Here is a 15,887-nt window from a genome sequence, read left to right as displayed (position 1 = left end):
CAGCGAAGGAGACTCGGCGGGCGGGGCGGAAGAGGGGGCTGACGGCGGTGTCGTCCTCGCGCTGGGCGGGAGCGATCACGCGCGTCAGCGAGGACCAGTACCAGCTGTCGAAGCGTTGCCTGTACGACGAGCGGGCTGGACTGCGTCGCGCGGTGGGCAAGCTGTCGGCCCGTCTAAAGGCGGGGTGCGGGGGCCGCGAGCACGGTGTACGCGGCTACGCCGACCAGGCCGAACGCTTCGAGAAGCAACGCCGCTTGAGCGTGCTGACCGGGCGTCTGGCTGGCGTGGAGCGGCGTATCGAGGCCGGCCATGCGGTGGTCGTGGTGGGCGGCCGGCGGCTGGCGAAGGTGCGGCATCGTCTCGACGAGGCGGGCCTCACCAAGGAGCAGTGGCGCCGCAGGTGGGATGCGGCCCGCATGTTCCTCACCGCCGACGGGGAGTCCGGTGCCCCGCATGGCAATTACACGATCACCGTGGACCCGGCCGACGGCAGTGTGGCGCTCGTGCTGCCCGAACCACTGCGGCACCTGGCCAACGCCCCGCGGGGCCGCTATCGGCTGACCTGCACGGCCGGCTTCCACCACAGGCGGGATGAGTGGCTGGACCGCGTAATCTCCCACCGTGCGGTGCGTTACGACATCGCGCACGACCCGGTTCGCGACCGCTGGTACCTGGACGCGTCCTGGTCCACCCCGGCTTCTGTGCCGCCCACCCCAGATGAGCTCGCCGCGAGAGGGGGGCGGCTGCTGAGGGTGGACCTCAACGCCGACCACCTCGCCGCCTGCGTCATCGACCGCCACGGCAACCCCATCGGTCAGCCGTTCACCGTCACCACCGACCTGACCGGCCCGGCCTCCCAGCGCGACGGGCGCCTACGGGCCGCGATCAGTGAACTCCTGCGCCTGGCCGAGCGGCACGGCTGTGCCGGTATCGCGATCGAGAACCTCGGCTTCGCCGATGCTCGCGCCGCAGGGCGGGAGACCATGGGGCGCGGCAAGCGAGGCAAGCGGTTCCGCCGCACGGTAGCGGCAATTCCCACCGCTCGCTTCCGCGAGCGCCTGCGCGGCATGGCCTACCACCGGGGCCTGCTCGTGGTCGCCGTGGATCCGGCCTATACCTCCCGCTGGGGCGGCCAGCACTGGCACACACCGCTCCAGCAGCAATCGAAGACCAGCGCCACCAGGCATCATGCCGCGTCGGTGGCCATCGGAAGACGCGCCCTGGGACACGGGCTACGGCGTCGGCCAGGTGTGACCGCCCACCACCAGAGGATGGCGGCGCGGAGAGCTACCGGCCAGACCGTACCCCGCCCCAGGGCGCGCGGGACCGCGAGCCCGCCCAGGACCACAGGCACGCCACACCAAGGCGCCAAGACCTGCCGGAGCCGAAGCGACCAGCTCGCGCTGTTCCCCGCGCCCAAGACCGTTCGGGGCGCAACCGGACCCAGTCCGGTTCACGATAGTTCGGCCAACACCGGCCAACTCGTATAGGAACAGTCAGCGCCGGACTCTCACCGGACTTCCCCCGCGGGGCGCGTCATGCTGATGGTGCTGGTCAGCCCTCGTAGGGCGTGCCGTCCGGGCGGAAGAAGGAGACCCCGTCGGGCATGTCGTCGGGCAGGCTCTCCGCCCACTCCTTCAGGCCGGCGACCTTCTTCAGATGCGCCGACATGTACGGGCGCAGCGGCACGTCCGGGGTGGTCTTCTCGCCGACCCACATCAGGTCGCTGTTGACATAGCCGTAGAGCCGCTTGCCGCCGCTGTACGGGCCGGCCGCGGCGGTGCGCGCGACGGCGTCGGTGGCCAGGTCGATCTGCGGCTTCTTGTCGGCCAGCTCGCCGTACCAGACCTCCGCCACGCCCTGGTCACGGATCATCACGACCTCGACCTTGCGGTCCGCGTCGATGCGCCAGTAGCCGCTCTCGGACTCCAGCGGGCGGACCATCTTGCCCTCGCCGTCGAGCACCCAGCTGTGTGCGGTGTATTCGAGGAAGTCACGGCCGTCGTGGCTGAAGGTGACCTCCTGCCCGAAGTTGCACTTCTCGGTGCCCGGGAAGTCGGCGACGCCGGCACCCTCCCAGCGGCCGAGGAGAAAGGCGAGCGGCACCAGGGCCGGGTTCAGGTCGGACGGGATCTCGATCATGAGAGCTCAGGCGATCTCTGTAGAAGACGGGCGGACGGTCAGCGCTGGCCCTGGTACAGCTTCTTCCAGGTCAGCCCGGCGAAGGCAATCACGCCGACGGCGACCAGAACGAGCAGGGTGGTGAAGACTGCCTCAAGCACGAGCGCGCTCCTTGGGCGGAGTGTGGTGTAACGGACCGCCTGTGAGTCTAGTCGCCGCCGGTGACGGCGGCGCTGTGAGGTCCGCCCCGAGCTCTGGAGGAGCAAGGGGGCACGCCCATCCGTGATCCGAGGCCTACTCTTGCCGTATGGCGAAGAAGCTCGTGATCAAGGTGACGGCGGGTGCGGACGCGCCCGAGCGGTGCTCACAGGCGTTCACGGTGGCGGCGGTGGCGGTGGCCAGCGGCGTCGAGGTGTCGCTGTGGCTGACCGGGGAGTCGGCGTGGTTCGCGCTGCCGGGGCGGGCGGCCGAGTTCGAACTGCCGCATTCCGCGCCGCTGCCGGAGCTGATCGACGGGATCCTCGCGGGCGGCGGGGCGATCACGGTGTGCACCCAGTGCGCGGCGCGGCGTGGCATCGAGCAGAAGGACCTGATCGACAAGGCGGGGATCGCCGGCTCCCAGCTCTTCGTCAGCGAGATCATGCCGGAGGGCGTGCAGGCGCTGGTGTACTGACCTCCTGGTGCACCGACTTCGCAGAGGCCGCCGGGCTACTGCGGGTGCTGCTCGTCGTCCCGGTCGTCCAGCTCGCGCCACCAGCGGTCGGACTCCGGGTCGCCGCTCTCGTCCCACCAGCGTTCGCCGGGCTCGCGGCGGTTGCCGATGATCGCCGCGACGGGCGGAATGACCATGGCGACGACACACATCCCGACCGCGACCGGAACGGACCACAGCCGCACCACACTCCACGCCAGCACGAACAGCACCAGGCACACGCCCATCAGGATGAAGTACCTGCGATGGCGGCGTTGCGGCGCCGGCAGCCGGCGGTGCGCGTACATAACTCCACCGTAAATCCGCGGCTCACCGGGTGGAAGCCGGTCGGCGGAGCGCGGAGGGCCGCACCCCCACAAGGCGTCCAAACCCCGGGGTGCGGCCCTCCGGCCGTACGGATCGCCTCAGACGGCGATGGCGACCTCCGCCAGGCCGCCCTGCTGGGCGACGACGGTGCGGTCGGCGGTGCCGCCCGGGACGAGCGCACGCAGCGTCCAGGTGCCCTCGGCCGCGTAGAACCGGAACTGTCCGGTTGCCGAGGTGGGGACCTCGGCGGTGAACTCGCCGGTGCTGTCCAGGAGGCGGACGTAGCCGGTGACGGGCTGGCCGTCGCGGGTCACGCTGCCCTGGATGGTGGTCTCACCGGGCTTGATGGTCGAGGCGTCGGGGCCGCCGGCCTGTGCTCCACACATAGGGGTACTTCCTTGAGGGGTAAGGGAAAAGCTCTGGGGGACTACTTGTTGGCGCCGAGCTCGATCGGCACGCCGACCAGCGAGCCGTACTCGGTCCAGGAACCGTCGTAGTTCTTGACGTTGGTCTGGCCGAGCAGCTCGTGCAGCACGAACCAGGTCAGCGCGGAGCGCTCACCGATGCGGCAGTAGGCGATGGTGTCCTTCGCCAGGTCGACGGACTCCTCCTGGTAGAGGGCCTTGAGCTCGTCGTCCGACTTGAAGGTGCCGTCGTCGTTGGCGTTCTTCGACCACGGGATGTTGCGGGCGCTGGGCACGTGGCCGGGGCGCTGCGACTGCTCCTGGGGGAGGTGAGCAGGCGCGAGCAGCTTGCCGCTGAACTCGTCGGGGGAGCGCACGTCGACCAGGTTGAGGTTGTCGATCGCGGCGACGACGTCGTCACGGAAGGCACGGATGGAGGTGTCCTGGGCCTTCGCCTTGTACTCGGTGGCCGGGCGCTCGGGCACCTGCGCGCCGTCGACCAGGTCGCGCGAGTCCAGCTCCCACTTCTTGCGGCCGCCGTCGAGCAGCTTGACGCTGCCGTGGCCGTAGAGCTTGAAGTACCAGTAGGCGTAGGAGGCGAACCAGTTGTTGTTGCCGCCGTAGAGGACGACGAGGTCGTCGTTGGCGATGCCCTTGGCCGAGAGGAGCTTCTCGAAGCCCTCCTGGTCGACGAAGTCGCGGCGCACCGGGTCCTGGAGGTCCTTCTTCCAGTCGATGCGGACCGCGTTCTTGATGTGGTTCTTGTCGTAGGCCGAGGTGTCCTCGTCGACCTCGACGATCACGACCTTCGGGTCCTCGAGGTGGGCCTCGACCCAGTCGGCGTCTACGAGGACGTCGCTACGGCTCATTTTCTTCTCCTCCGGGGCAGTTGCGGGGGGCAGTGGCAGATTTGCACGCGGGTAGGCCGTATACGCGCTGCGGCACCTCGCCGGACGGGAGGTCTGCGCGAGGGGGTGATGTGCGCGGCGCTGTGCGGGGGACTCGCGGGGGACGGCCCGTGGGGCCGAGCGGGCGACGACGGGTGCGAAGTGCCCGTCAGGCAGGGCGACAGAGCATGGCGGCGACGCGGCACAGGTCGACTGCCCGCCGCTTCGTGAGTACCGCTTGTCTCCGCGGACGGAGACCGCTCAATGCGCTCTGCATGGCACCGATCGTAGGGACGGACGGCCGGGCATGTCACCGGCGTGTCATATGGCGAGACGTGATTGTCCGCGATGTGGGATGCGAGGGTGCCGAGAGGGGGCGCCGAAGGGGACACGGCGCGCGGTGCGCGGGTGGGGGGTCTGGTGTTCGGACGGTGCCGTCTCAGGAAATGGACGGCGCTGTGGGGCACGTGGGGCGGGCCGGTGGGGCGACCCGCCGCGCGGACGTACGGTCGGCTCGGGCAGCCCCGTCAGCTGGGAATCTTCACGTTCGTCCCGGAGGCGGTGAGGGAGATGCCCCCCGCCGTCGTCACCACCTTGTCCAGCTTCAGGTTGCCGGGCAGCTGCGTCAGCTTCCACTCGTGGTCCGTCTGCGAGCGCACGGTCGACCGGCAGAGCCGGCTGGCCTCGCACATCGCCGGGATCTCGTCGGCGCGCAGCTTGACCGTATTGCCGCTGACGGTGAGGGAGCCGGTCACGTCGAGGGAGCCGACGAACGGGATGCCGGAGACGTTCGGCGAGATCTTCACCTGGCTGCGGCCGTTCTTCTCACCGGCGTAGCTGATCTTGACGTCGCCGCCCGCCGCCTTGGTCAGGTCCGCGTACGAGATCTGGGCCTTTCCGGTGGCCGAGGCGGCGCTCTGGATGGAGGTGTAGTCGCTGCCCAGCGCGACGTCGTGGAACTGCGCGGTCAGCTTCTCCACCCGCAGGGTGCGCCCCTCGGCGCTGGCCGACATGCCGCCGAGCTCGGCGTCCACCTCGGTCAGATTGCGGCCGACGATCTGGGTCAGGAACGGGAATCCCTTGATCGAGACCTCTGGCGTCTTGTCCAGTCCCTGACTGCTGCGGATCTTGTCCGCGGCCATGCCCTCGGCGTAATTGACCGCGACGCGGTCGCCGACCACGAACAGCACGCCGAGTATGACGACGATGAACAGCAGCACGCGTAGTGCACGCATCGAACCATTACCCCCACACAAGGGCCGGACGCCCGGCCGTGTCATCGGTGCAAACGGTGCAGGCCCCCTGCCTGCGCACCGGGGAGCCTAGACGAGGACCCATGACGTGCGCGCCCGGCCGCCACCGGGAGGTGCGATCTCTCCCGGTGGCCCTCGCTCAGCCCAGGGCGCGGCCCAGGACGTAGACGGCGGGTGCGGCGAGCGCGAGCGGCAGGGCCACGCCGGCCGTCATGTGCACAAACCGCGACGGGTAGTCGTAGCTGGCGACCCGCAGGCCGATCAGGGCGCAGCCGCCGGCCGCCAGGCCCAGCAGGGCGCCGGACGTCCCGAAGCCGGTCACCTGGCCGGCCCCGATACCGGCGCCCGCGGCCGCCATCAGAGCGACGGCCACCGAGGCGAAGGAGGGCAGCGGCAGCGCACGGGCGAGCGTCGCGACGGCGACCGCGGCGGCGCCGACCACGACCGCATGCGGCGTCGCGGCCAGGTGGCCGGAGGCGAGCACCGCGAGCGCGGTCGAGGCGAGGCCCGCGGTCAGTGCGTACATCCGCTCGTCCGCGCTGCTGCGATTGCGCAGCTGGAGGACGAGGACGAACAGGCACCACACGCCGAGCGTGCCGATGGCCACCACGGGCGCGGCCGCGCGGTCGGTGGCCAGCAGCGCGACATCGGTGGTCAGTCCGGCCAGGAACGCGAGCGCGATGCCCTGGCGGGCGGGCCACATGCCGTTCAGCCGGAACCAGCCGGCCGCCGTGACCGCCTGCAGCAGCACCACCGGCACGCACAGCACCGGCCGGGCCAGCGGCGCGGTCAGCGCGAGCAGGGCGGCGAGAACGGCGGTCAGCACGGCCGGCTGCATGCCGGGCGCGATGATCGGCGACCGGCCCTCGGCGCGGGCGCGCTGGTTGGGGGCCAGGTGCGCGGTGGATGCGGGGGCGGGCGGGGCGTCGGGCCGGGCCGCCTGCTGCGGATGCTGCCGGGCGGCCGGCTCCTGGGGCGCGGCGGTGGCCTGGTGGTGCTGGGCGGGGAGGGGGGCGCTCTCCGCGGGAGGCGGTGTGCCGTACGGGGCCTGACCGTACTGGTCCTGTTCCTGCCCGTACCCGTACTGCTGCTGCGCAGAGGGCTCCAGAGGGGGGTCGTACGGCTGCGGTGCCTGCTGCGCGCCGTACGGGGGCCCGTATGCGGGCCCGTACGGATCCTGCGGCTGGTACCCGGGGTACTGCTGCGGCTGGTTGTCGCTCATGATCGTGTGCTCACCCTCCGGCGAACGGGGGCAGGACCTCGACGGTGCCGCCCTGGGACAGTTCGACCGTTGCGTGGTCCCGGGTGCCGACGGCGGTGCCGTTCACCAGGAACGAGCAGCGCATCAGGACGTGTGCGAACTCCGGGTTCGCGGCGTGCGCGGCGCGCGCCGCCTCCAGCGCCTCGGCGAGCGTGCTCGCCGCATACGGCTCCTCGGCCTTACCTGCCGCGGCCTTGGCCGCTGCCCAGTAGCGCACGGTGCCAGTTGTTGTCACGACGGCCCCTTCTCCTTCGTTGCCGCCTCCATGATGGCGTACGCGGCGGCCGGCCCCGCTCCGGGCGAGCGCCGGCGGAGGCTTGCGGTGCGGCCCGCGGGGAACCGGATATTCGATTGCCGAAGGCAATTTTTCCCTTACGCTCTATCCGTGTTGGTCCGACTCGCGCGGGCGCATCTGCGACCCCATAGGCGCTCGATATCCCTGATCGTGCTGCTCCAGCTGATCCAGACCCTGGCAAACCTCTATCTCCCCACCCTCAATGCCGACATCATCGACAACGGTGTCGTGAAGGGGGACACGGGCGCTATCTTCCGCCTGGGCGGCTTCATGATCGCCGTCACGGTGCTGCAGGTCGTCTGCGCCATCGGTGCGGTCTATTTCGGCGCCCGTACGGCCATGGCGCTCGGCCGGGACGTCCGCGCCGCCGTCTTCGACCGGGTGCAGTCCTTCTCCGCCCGGGAAATGGGCACCTTCGGCGCGCCGTCGCTGATCACCCGCACCACCAATGACGTCCAGCAGGTCCAGATGCTGGTGCTGATGACGTTCACGATGATGGTCGCGGCGCCGATCATGTGCGTCGGCGGCGTGGTCATGGCGCTGAACCAGGATGTGACGCTCTCCGGGACGCTCCTGGTCATCGTCCCGGTCCTCGGGATTCTCGTCTCACTGATCGTGCGCCGGATGCGCCCGCTGTTCCGCGGCGTGCAGACCCGGATCGACACCGTCAACCGCGTGCTGCGCGAGCAGATCACGGGTATCCGCGTCATCCGCGCCTTTGTCCGCGACCGCTACGAGCGCGAGCGGTTCGCCGGCGCCAACACCGATCTCTACGACGTCTCGCTGCGCGCCGGCCGGCTGATGTCGATGATGTTCCCGCTGGTCATGCTGATCGTGAACCTCTCCAGCGTGGCCATCGTCTGGTTCGGCGGGCAGCGCATCGGCAGCGGCGCTATGCAGATCGGCGCGCTGACGGCGTTCCTCAGCTACCTCATGTACATCCTGATGTCGATCATGATGGCGACGTTCATGGTGATGATGCTGCCGCGCGCCGAGGTCTGCGCCGAGCGCATCCAGGAGGTGCTGGGCACCGACACCAGCGTCGTCCCGCCCCGCAATCCCGTCACCGAGCTGCGCCGGCACGGCGAACTGGAGCTCCGCGGCGTCGAGTTCCGCTTCCCGGGCGCCGAGGAGCCGGTCCTCAAGGACATCTCGCTGACCGCCCGTCCCGGCGAGACCACCGCCGTCATCGGCTCCACCGGCTCCGGCAAGTCCACTCTGCTCGGGCTCGTACCGCGGCTGTTCGACGCCACCGGCGGCGCGGTCCTGGTGGACGGCGAGGACGTGCGCACCCTCGACCAGGAGACGCTGGCGAAGGCCATCGGCCTGGTCCCCCAGAAGCCGTACCTCTTCTCCGGCACGGTCGCCACCAACCTCCGTTACGGCAACCCCGACGCCACCGACGACGAGCTGTGGCACGCCCTCGAAACCGCCCAGGCCCGCGACTTCGTCGAGCGGATGGACGGCGGCCTGGACGCCGCCATCGCGCAGGGCGGCTCCAATGTCTCCGGCGGCCAGCGGCAGCGGCTGGCCATCGCGCGGGCACTGGTCCGCAAGCCCGAGATCTACCTCTTCGACGACTCCTTCTCCGCCCTCGACTACGCCACGGACGCGGCGCTGCGGGCCGCGCTCTCCCGCGAGACGGACCGGGCGACGGTGGTGATCGTCGCGCAGCGGGTGTCGACGATCCGCGGCGCCGACCGGATCGTCGTGCTGGACGAGGGCCGGGTCGTCGGCACCGGCACCCACACCGAGCTGATGGCCGGCAATGAAACGTACCGGGAGATCGTCCTCTCCCAGCTCACCGAGCAGGAGGCGGCGTGACCACCGCGGACAAAGAGTCCGGTGCACGCACCGGCTCCACCGGAGCGGCTGACGCCGCGCCCTCCACCGGCCCCGAGACCAAGACGGCACCCCGACGCGGGCCCGCCCCGATGGCGGGCCCCGGCCGCATGATGGGCGGCCAGCCCACCGAGAAGTCGATGGACTTCAAGGGCTCCGGCAAGCGGCTGCTGCGCCAGATGCGGCCCGAGCGGGGCGTCATCGCCTGCGGGCTGCTGCTGGGCGTGCTGAGCGTGGCGCTGACCGTGACGGCCCCCAAGATCCTCGGGCACGCCACCGACCTGATCATGGCCGGCATCGTCGGCCGCCGGCTGCCCGAGGGGATCACCAAGGCCCAGGCCGCGGCGCATCTGCGCGCCGATGGCCAGGGCGGGCTCGCCGACATGCTCGGCGCGATGCCGGTCGTGCCCGGCCACGGCATCGACTTCGGCGCGGTCGGCACGGTCCTGCTGTGGACCACACTGATCTACGCAGGAGGTTCGCTCTTCGGCTTCGTCCAGGCCCGGATCGCCACCCGCGTCGTCCAGCGGACCGTCTTCCGGATGCGCGAACAGGTCGAGGAGAAGCTCGCCCGGCTGCCGCTCAGCTACTTCGACAAGCAGCAGCGCGGCGAGGTGCTCTCCCGGGCGACCAACGACATCGACAACATCCAGCAGACGCTGCAGCAGACCCTCAGTCAGATCGTGACGTCGCTGCTGACCATCGTCGGCGTCCTGGCCATGATGTTCTGGATCTCGCCCCTGCTGGCCCTGGTCGCCCTGCTCACGGTCCCCCTCTCCATCCTGGTGGCCACCAAGGTCGGCAAGCGCGCGCAGCCGCAGTTCGTCCAGCAGTGGAAGACGACCGGCAAGCTCAACGCGCACATCGAGGAGATGTACACCGGGCACTCCCTGGTGAAGGTCTTCGGCCGCCAGCGGGAGTCCGCCGAGCTCTTCCGCGAGCAGAACGACGCGCTCTACGCCGCCGGGTTCAAGGCCCAGTTCATTTCCGGGATCATCCAGCCCGCGATGATGTTCATCGGCAACCTGAACTACGTCCTGGTGGCCGTCGTCGGCGGTCTCCGCGTCGCCTCCGGTGCCCTGTCGATCGGCGACGTCCAGGCCTTCATCCAGTACTCCCGCCAGTTCAGCCAGCCGCTGACCCAGGTCGCCTCCATGGCCAACCTCGTGCAGTCCGGCGTCGCCTCCGCCGAGCGGGTCTTCGAACTCCTCGACGCCAAGGAGCAGGACCCGGAAGCCGAGCGCCCGGCCCGCCCCGAGCACGTCACCGGCCGCGTCGCCTTCGAGTCCGTCTCCTTCTCCTACTCCGACGACAAGCCCCTCATCGAGGACCTCTCCCTGGCCGTCCACCCCGGCCAGACCGTCGCCATCGTCGGCCCGACCGGCGCCGGCAAGACGACACTGGTCAACCTCCTGATGCGCTTCTACGAGGTCCGCGGCGGCCGGATCACCCTGGACGGCGTCGACATCGCCGCCATGCCCCGAGAGGAACTGCGCGCCCACATCGGCATGGTCCTCCAGGACACCTGGCTCTTCGGCGGCACCATCGCCGAGAACATTGCCTACGGCGCCCCCGAGGGCACCTCCCTCGACAAGGTCATGGCGGCCGCCAAGGCCACCCACGTCGACCGCTTCGTCCGCACCCTCCCCGAGGGCTACGACACCGTCATCGACGAAGAGGGCAGCAATGTCTCCGTCGGCGAGAAGCAGCTGATCACGATCGCCCGCGCCTTCCTCGCCGAACCCGCCATCCTCGTCCTGGACGAGGCCACCAGCTCGGTCGACACCCGCACCGAGGTCCTCATCCAGCACGCCATGGCCCAGCTCCGCACCGGCCGCACCAGCTTCGTCATCGCCCACCGGCTGTCCACGATCCGTGACGCGGACCTGATCCTCGTCATGGAATCCGGCGCGATCGTCGAACAGGGCACACACGATGCGTTGCTGGCGGCGGACGGTGCCTACGCCCGGCTGTACGCGGCCCAGTTCGCGGAGGCGGTGACGGCGCCGGAGTGAGGGGCCGAGGTGCCGGGGCAGCATTGTCAGTGCCCGCCCTTACCGTCTGGGTATGGACACTCAACTGCCCCGCATCGAGGCCCCCTTACTGATCCGCACGTATTTCGCCGACCCGGCCGCCTGGGCGGCGGTCCGGAAGGCGATCGAGACGCCGAGCCCCGAGGACGGTCTCGTCGCGTATGTGGAGTACGTCGACGACCGGGCGTACGAGAACGCCACACCCCAGCAGCTTGTGGCAGCGGCGCCGGAGGAGGGCCCGTACTTCCTCTTCGTGGCGGACCGGATGACCATGTCCTCCGATGAGCACCCCGTCCTCGCCGTCGACCTCCACGAAGAGGAGCGCGGCCGGACCTTCCGCATCATCGCCGCCGAGCTCCATGCGCTCGAGGCCAATCTCTCCATCGCCAACATGGACTTCTTCGAGTTCGCCGACGCCGTCGACGAGGACGGCATATTCCGCGGCTTCTGACCGGCCGGGCCGCTATGTCCTGGCGCGGTAGCTGCCGATCAGCCGCGCCAGGTGCCGCCCCGCGATGCGTAGCGGCGCGTCGTCCCGCAGGACCTGGGCGCTGACCTCGGCGCCGCCCAGGGTGTTGATGACCGTCGCGGCCAGTTCGCGGGCGTCCGGGTCGGGGATGCCCGCGGCGCGGAGCTTGTCGTGGACCGCGCCCTGCCAGCCCTGGAACGCCGCTGCGCACACCCGCTGGATCTCGGGGCTGCTCCCGGACGTCTCCAGGGCGGTGGTGGTGACCGGGCAGCCGTCGGCCCAGTCGGAGGCGCGCAGCGCGTCGGCGAGGATGTCGGCGAAGGCGCGGACCGCGTCGGCGGGCTCCTCCTCGGCGCCGAGTACCGCGCGCAGCATCTCGGCGAATTCCCGGTCGCTGTGCTGGATCGCCGCGATCGCCAACTCCTGCTTCCCGCCCGGGAAGAAGTGGTACACGGAGCCGAGCGTGGCCTTGGCCTCGCGGGCGATCTGCTTGATGCCGGTGCCCTCGTAACCCTGGTGCTGGAGCAGCCGGGCGGCGGTTTCGAGGATGCGGTCGCGGGTGCCGAGCGCGGTGCCGTCCTGGGCGTCCTGGGTCTTGTGCATGGCCCCACCCTAATCGAGTAGAGCGTTCGTTCTAGCGTCGTGTTACGTTACCCATGGCTCTAGATAGAGCGTTCGTTCTAGTCGTATTTTCGGCGCTTTCGGAGGGGAATCCCATGAGTAACGGCAGTAAGCAGGCGGTGACGGTCATCGGGCTCGGACCGATGGGGCGGGCCATGGCGGCCGCGTTGTTGAAGGCCGGGCACGCCGTGACGGTGTGGAACCGCACCGCGAGCAAGGCGGACGACCTGGTGGCCCGGGGCGCGGTGCGGGCCGCGACGCCCGCCGAGGCGCTGGCCGCCCATGAGCTGGTGATAGTGAGCCTGACCGACTACGACGCGTGCCACGCCGTTCTGGAACCCGCCGCCGAGGCGCTGGCCGGCCGCGTCCTGGTCAATCTCACCTCCGACACCCCGGAGAGGGCCCGCGCGACCGCCAAGTGGGCGGAGGGGCAGGGCGCCCGCTACCTCACCGGCGGCGTACAGGTCCCGCCCCCGCTCATCGGCAGCGAGGGCTCCGAGACCTACTACAGCGGCCCGAAGGATGTCTTCGACGCCCACCGGCCCACCCTGAAGGTGCTCACCGGCACCGACTACCGCGGCGCGGATCCCGGGCTCGCCCAGGTCTACTACCAGGCGCTGATGTCCCTCTTCTGGTCGTCCATGGCCGGCTACCTCAACGCCGTCGCGCTGATGCGGGAGAACGGCATCTCGGCCGAGGAATTCCGGCCGCACGCCGTGAAGGCGGCGGATGTGTCGTACTTCATCGGGGTCATGGGCGACCAGATCGACGCGGACCGCCACCACACCGGCGCGGACCGGCTGGCCATGGACGCGGTCAGCGCCGACCACGTGGTGCGCACCCTGCGCGACGCGGGCCTGGACACCGAAGTGCCCGCCGCCCTTGCCTCCTTCTTCCACCGGGGGGTGGCGGCCGGCCACGGCGAAGACAGCTTCACCAGCCTGATCAAGGTGCTCAGGAAGTCTGCCGGGTAATCCGGTTCGCGATCCGGGCGGGCAGCTTCTCGGCGCGCCGGCCGGGGCCGCTGTGCCGGGGTGCGCACCCGTGCGCTCCCCGTGCTCCCCCTGGCGGCAGAGGGCCGCTGGGCGGAGCGCCACGGCTACCGCCCCGCACCACTCGTGGAGAACCCGCACCACTCATGGAGAAGCCGGCGGTGTGGGCCGCGGCGGGGAGATCCCGGGCCTGGCGGCCGCCGAGGGCGCAGCGGCCGCCGGAGCCGCCGTGGCGGCGGGAGGGGTACGCGATCATGTCCGCATGCTGGGAAAAGCCGGCGGCGGCGTGGCGAAGTGCGGGCCGCTGAAGGGCGCCGGCGCAGCCGGGCGCGCCGGCGCGGGCGCGGGCCTCGGCGGGGGCGGGCGAAAGCCGCGGGGGCCCCGGAATTCGGCCTTTGCGAGGGGTGCGGGCGGCCCCGGTCCGGACGCCGGGTTCCGTCAACAGCGCCGCCCGATGACCACTCGAAGTGATCGACGGAACACAAGAACGTGCAAAATCGTCCTCGGGTCCGGAGCTCAGGTGAGCTATTCTGCTGGGCAAGAAGGATCCGGGCAGCGTAGCCCCCGGGTCCTTTTGTGCTTTCACGCACGCGAAGCGGGCATGCGAAGCGTGAGCGAGAGCACCGTACGAAGCAGTGCCGCAGACTCCCCCGGCCCCGGCCGGGTGGTGCCCCCGTCGCAGGGACCGAGGAGGAACCAGACGTCATGGGCAAGCGAAGCAAGCCGGACAGTGAGCCGCACAGGACGAAGCACGCTGACCACACCGCATGCGCCGAAAACCGGGTAGGTGGTCGGAAGTGAGTTCGCTTCTGCTGCTGACCAACGCACTCCAGCCGTCGACGGAGGTGCTCCCGGCGCTCGGCCTGCTGCTGCACAGCGTGCGGGTGGCCCCCGCCGAGGGCCCGGCCCTGATCGACACCCCCGGGGCCGACGTCATACTGATCGACGGCCGCCGTGATCTTCCGCATGTGCGGTCCCTGTGCCAGCTGCTGCGGTCCACCGGCCCCGGCTGCCCGCTGGTGCTGGTGGTGACGGAGGGCGGGCTGGCCGCCGTCACCGCCGACTGGGGCATCGACGACGTGCTGCTGGACACGGCGGGTCCCGCCGAGGTGGAGGCGCGGCTGCGGCTGGCGATGGGCCGCCAGCAGATCACCACCGACGACGGCCCGATGGAGATCCGCAACGGCGATCTCTCGGTGGACGAGGCGACCTACAGCGCGAAGCTGAAGGGCCGGATACTGGATCTGACCTTCAAGGAGTTCGAGCTGCTGAAGTATCTGGCGCAGCACCCGGGCCGGGTCTTCACCCGCGCCCAGCTTCTGCAGGAGGTGTGGGGCTATGACTACTTCGGCGGTACGCGGACGGTCGATGTGCACGTACGGCGGCTGCGCGCGAAGCTCGGCCCCGAGCACGAGTCGCTGATCGGTACGGTCCGTAACGTCGGCTATCGCTTTGTGACGCCGGAGAAGCCGGAGCGGGCGGCCGAGGCCCATGCGAAGCCGCAGGCCACGGTCGACGGGGATGCCGCGAAGGGGAACTCCCGGGACGGTGACGGCGGCGGGAAGGCCGTTGTGACCCGTGCCGAATCCGGTGCCGGACGCCCTGCCCCCCGGTAGGACCACCCGCGTAGACTGCCGCGCGTGGCCAAGGTGACGCGGGATGATGTGGCAAGACTGGCGGGTACATCCACCGCCGTTGTCAGTTACGTCATCAACAACGGACCAAGGCCGGTCGCCCCGGCCACGCGCGAGCGGGTACTCGCCGCGATCAAGGAGCTCGGCTACCGGCCGGACCGGGTCGCGCAGGCGATGGCGTCCCGCCGTACCGACCTCATAGGCCTGATCGTGCCGGATACCCGGCAGCCGTTCTTCGCGGAGATGGCACATGCCGTGGAGCAGGCCGCCTCCGAGCGCGGGAAAATGGTGCTGGTCGGCAACGCCAACTACCTCGACGAGCGCGAGGTGCACTATCTGCGGGCGTTCCTCGGGATGCGGGTGTCCGGGCTGATCCTGATCAGCCAGGGCCCGAGCGAGCACGCCGCAGCCGAGATCGACGCCTGGGACGCCCGGGTGGTGCTGCTGCACCGGCGGCCGGACGCCATAGACGACGTCGCGGTGATGACGGACGACATCTGGGGCGCCCAGCTGGCGACACGGCATCTGCTGGAGCACGGCCACCCCTACGTCGCCTTCCTCGGCGGTACGGAAGAGACCCCGAAATCCGGCGACCCGGTCACCGACCACGTCGAGGGCTGGCGGCGGGCCATGCTGGAGTCCGGCAAGACGCCGGCGGGCCGCTACTTCCAGGCCCCGTACAACCGCTATGACGCCTACCAGGTCGCCCTGGAACTGCTGGCGGGGCCGGACCGGCCGCCGGCCATCATGTGCGCGACGGACGACCAGGCGATCGGGGTGCTGCGGGCCGCCCGGGAGCTGCGGATCGATGTGCCCGGCGAGCTGGCGGTCGCGGGCTTCGACGATGTGAAGGAAGCCGGGCTGACCGACCCGCCGCTGACCACCGTCGCCTCGGACCGGCAGGCGATGGCCCGTGCGGCGGTCGACCTCGTACTGGACGACGGGCTGCGAGTGGTCGGCTCGCGCCGCGAGCGGCTGCGGCAGTTCCCGTCGCGGCTGGTGGTACGGCGGTCCTGCGGCTGCCAGGGCTGAGCCGCCGCCCTTATCCCGGGCATAC

At 70.5% G+C, this 15,887-nt stretch carries 17 protein-coding genes; 8 read left to right on the top strand and 9 right to left on the bottom strand.

All coding sequences use genetic code 11. The annotated features are described in order from the left end of the window. Window positions 1-47: 47 nt before the first annotated feature. Window positions 48-1,490 carry a nuclease/transposase family protein gene (locus tag ACZ4S3_RS28355; protein ID WP_467938970.1) on the top strand — a complete coding sequence of 481 codons (1,443 nt, stop codon included), beginning with the start codon at window positions 48-50 and terminating at the stop codon, window positions 1,488-1,490. Window positions 1,491-1,554: 64 nt separating this feature from the next. On the opposite strand, the gene ACZ4S3_RS28350 is transcribed toward ACZ4S3_RS28355, so the two are convergent. Then, window positions 1,555-2,142, bottom strand: coding sequence for a heme-binding beta-barrel domain-containing protein (locus tag ACZ4S3_RS28350; RefSeq protein ID WP_467938968.1), 588 nt, complete (start codon window positions 2,140-2,142; stop codon window positions 1,555-1,557). A 286-nt stretch (window positions 2,143-2,428) separates the two neighbouring features. Between ACZ4S3_RS28350 and ACZ4S3_RS28345 the strand changes: the two genes are divergently transcribed. Further along, the gene (locus ACZ4S3_RS28345; RefSeq protein ID WP_467938966.1) at window positions 2,429-2,794 is read left to right on the top strand and encodes a DsrE family protein; all 366 of its coding nucleotides are present in this window, start codon (window positions 2,429-2,431) and stop codon (window positions 2,792-2,794) included. A 35-nt stretch (window positions 2,795-2,829) separates the two neighbouring features. Here ACZ4S3_RS28345 and ACZ4S3_RS28340 read toward each other — a convergent pair whose 3' ends face one another. From ACZ4S3_RS28340 to ACZ4S3_RS28310, 7 genes are all read right to left on the bottom strand, one after another. Beyond that, window positions 2,830-3,120, bottom strand: a complete 291-nt coding sequence (locus ACZ4S3_RS28340; RefSeq protein WP_467938964.1) for a DUF3099 domain-containing protein — start codon at window positions 3,118-3,120, stop codon at window positions 2,830-2,832. Between the two features lie 117 nt (window positions 3,121-3,237). Next, window positions 3,238-3,525, bottom strand: coding sequence for a DUF1416 domain-containing protein (locus tag ACZ4S3_RS28335; protein ID WP_467938962.1), 288 nt, complete (start codon window positions 3,523-3,525; stop codon window positions 3,238-3,240). Between the two features lie 41 nt (window positions 3,526-3,566). Beyond that, window positions 3,567-4,412, bottom strand: a complete 846-nt coding sequence (locus ACZ4S3_RS28330) for a sulfurtransferase (protein WP_467938960.1) — start codon at window positions 4,410-4,412, stop codon at window positions 3,567-3,569. Window positions 4,413-4,599: 187 nt separating this feature from the next. Further along, a complete protein-coding gene (locus ACZ4S3_RS28325) occupies window positions 4,600-4,707 on the bottom strand; it encodes a putative leader peptide (protein ID WP_393538362.1) in 108 nt (35 codons plus the stop codon). A 250-nt stretch (window positions 4,708-4,957) separates the two neighbouring features. Continuing rightward, on the bottom strand, window positions 4,958-5,665 hold the full coding sequence (locus tag ACZ4S3_RS28320; protein WP_467938957.1) for an LmeA family phospholipid-binding protein: 708 nt from the start codon (window positions 5,663-5,665) through the stop codon (window positions 4,958-4,960). A gap of 157 nt (window positions 5,666-5,822) precedes the next feature. After that, window positions 5,823-6,905 carry a hypothetical protein gene (locus ACZ4S3_RS28315; protein WP_467938955.1) on the bottom strand — a complete coding sequence of 361 codons (1,083 nt, stop codon included), beginning with the start codon at window positions 6,903-6,905 and terminating at the stop codon, window positions 5,823-5,825. 10 nt (window positions 6,906-6,915) lie between these two features. Continuing rightward, window positions 6,916-7,161 (bottom strand): MoaD/ThiS family protein, encoded by a 246-nt coding sequence (locus ACZ4S3_RS28310; protein ID WP_467939046.1) that lies wholly within the window; start codon window positions 7,159-7,161, stop codon window positions 6,916-6,918. Window positions 7,162-7,329: 168 nt separating this feature from the next. On the opposite strand from ACZ4S3_RS28310, the gene ACZ4S3_RS28305 reads away from it, so the two are divergent. From ACZ4S3_RS28305 to ACZ4S3_RS28295, 3 genes are read left to right on the top strand one after another with little or no spacing between them, the layout of a single operon-like run. After that, window positions 7,330-9,063, top strand: coding sequence for an ABC transporter ATP-binding protein (locus tag ACZ4S3_RS28305; RefSeq protein WP_467938953.1), 1,734 nt, complete (start codon window positions 7,330-7,332; stop codon window positions 9,061-9,063). Further along, on the top strand, window positions 9,060-11,096 hold the full coding sequence (locus ACZ4S3_RS28300) for an ABC transporter ATP-binding protein (protein WP_467938951.1): 2,037 nt from the start codon (window positions 9,060-9,062) through the stop codon (window positions 11,094-11,096). Before ACZ4S3_RS28305 ends, ACZ4S3_RS28300 begins: the two co-directional genes overlap by 4 nt. A gap of 52 nt (window positions 11,097-11,148) precedes the next feature. Beyond that, a complete protein-coding gene (locus tag ACZ4S3_RS28295; protein WP_467938949.1) occupies window positions 11,149-11,565 on the top strand; it encodes a DUF6924 domain-containing protein in 417 nt (138 codons plus the stop codon). 12 nt (window positions 11,566-11,577) lie between these two features. On the opposite strand, the gene ACZ4S3_RS28290 is transcribed toward ACZ4S3_RS28295, so the two are convergent. Then, complete coding sequence (locus ACZ4S3_RS28290; protein WP_467938947.1) at window positions 11,578-12,186, bottom strand: TetR/AcrR family transcriptional regulator; 609 nt, start codon at window positions 12,184-12,186, stop codon at window positions 11,578-11,580. A 113-nt stretch (window positions 12,187-12,299) separates the two neighbouring features. Between ACZ4S3_RS28290 and ACZ4S3_RS28285 the strand changes: the two genes are divergently transcribed. From ACZ4S3_RS28285 to ACZ4S3_RS28275, 3 genes are all read left to right on the top strand, one after another. After that, window positions 12,300-13,178: an NAD(P)-dependent oxidoreductase gene (locus ACZ4S3_RS28285; protein WP_467938945.1), complete on the top strand. Its 879-nt coding sequence runs from the start codon at window positions 12,300-12,302 to the stop codon at window positions 13,176-13,178. Window positions 13,179-13,993: 815 nt separating this feature from the next. Further along, the gene (locus ACZ4S3_RS28280) at window positions 13,994-14,812 is read left to right on the top strand and encodes a response regulator transcription factor (RefSeq protein WP_467938943.1); all 819 of its coding nucleotides are present in this window, start codon (window positions 13,994-13,996) and stop codon (window positions 14,810-14,812) included. Between the two features lie 24 nt (window positions 14,813-14,836). After that, window positions 14,837-15,862 carry a LacI family DNA-binding transcriptional regulator gene (locus ACZ4S3_RS28275; protein WP_467938941.1) on the top strand — a complete coding sequence of 342 codons (1,026 nt, stop codon included), beginning with the start codon at window positions 14,837-14,839 and terminating at the stop codon, window positions 15,860-15,862. Window positions 15,863-15,887 lie beyond the last annotated feature (25 nt).

This window comes from Streptomyces sp. NPDC028368, from assembly GCF_055565615.1.
This window is presented reverse-complemented; position numbering and strand designations above follow the sequence as displayed.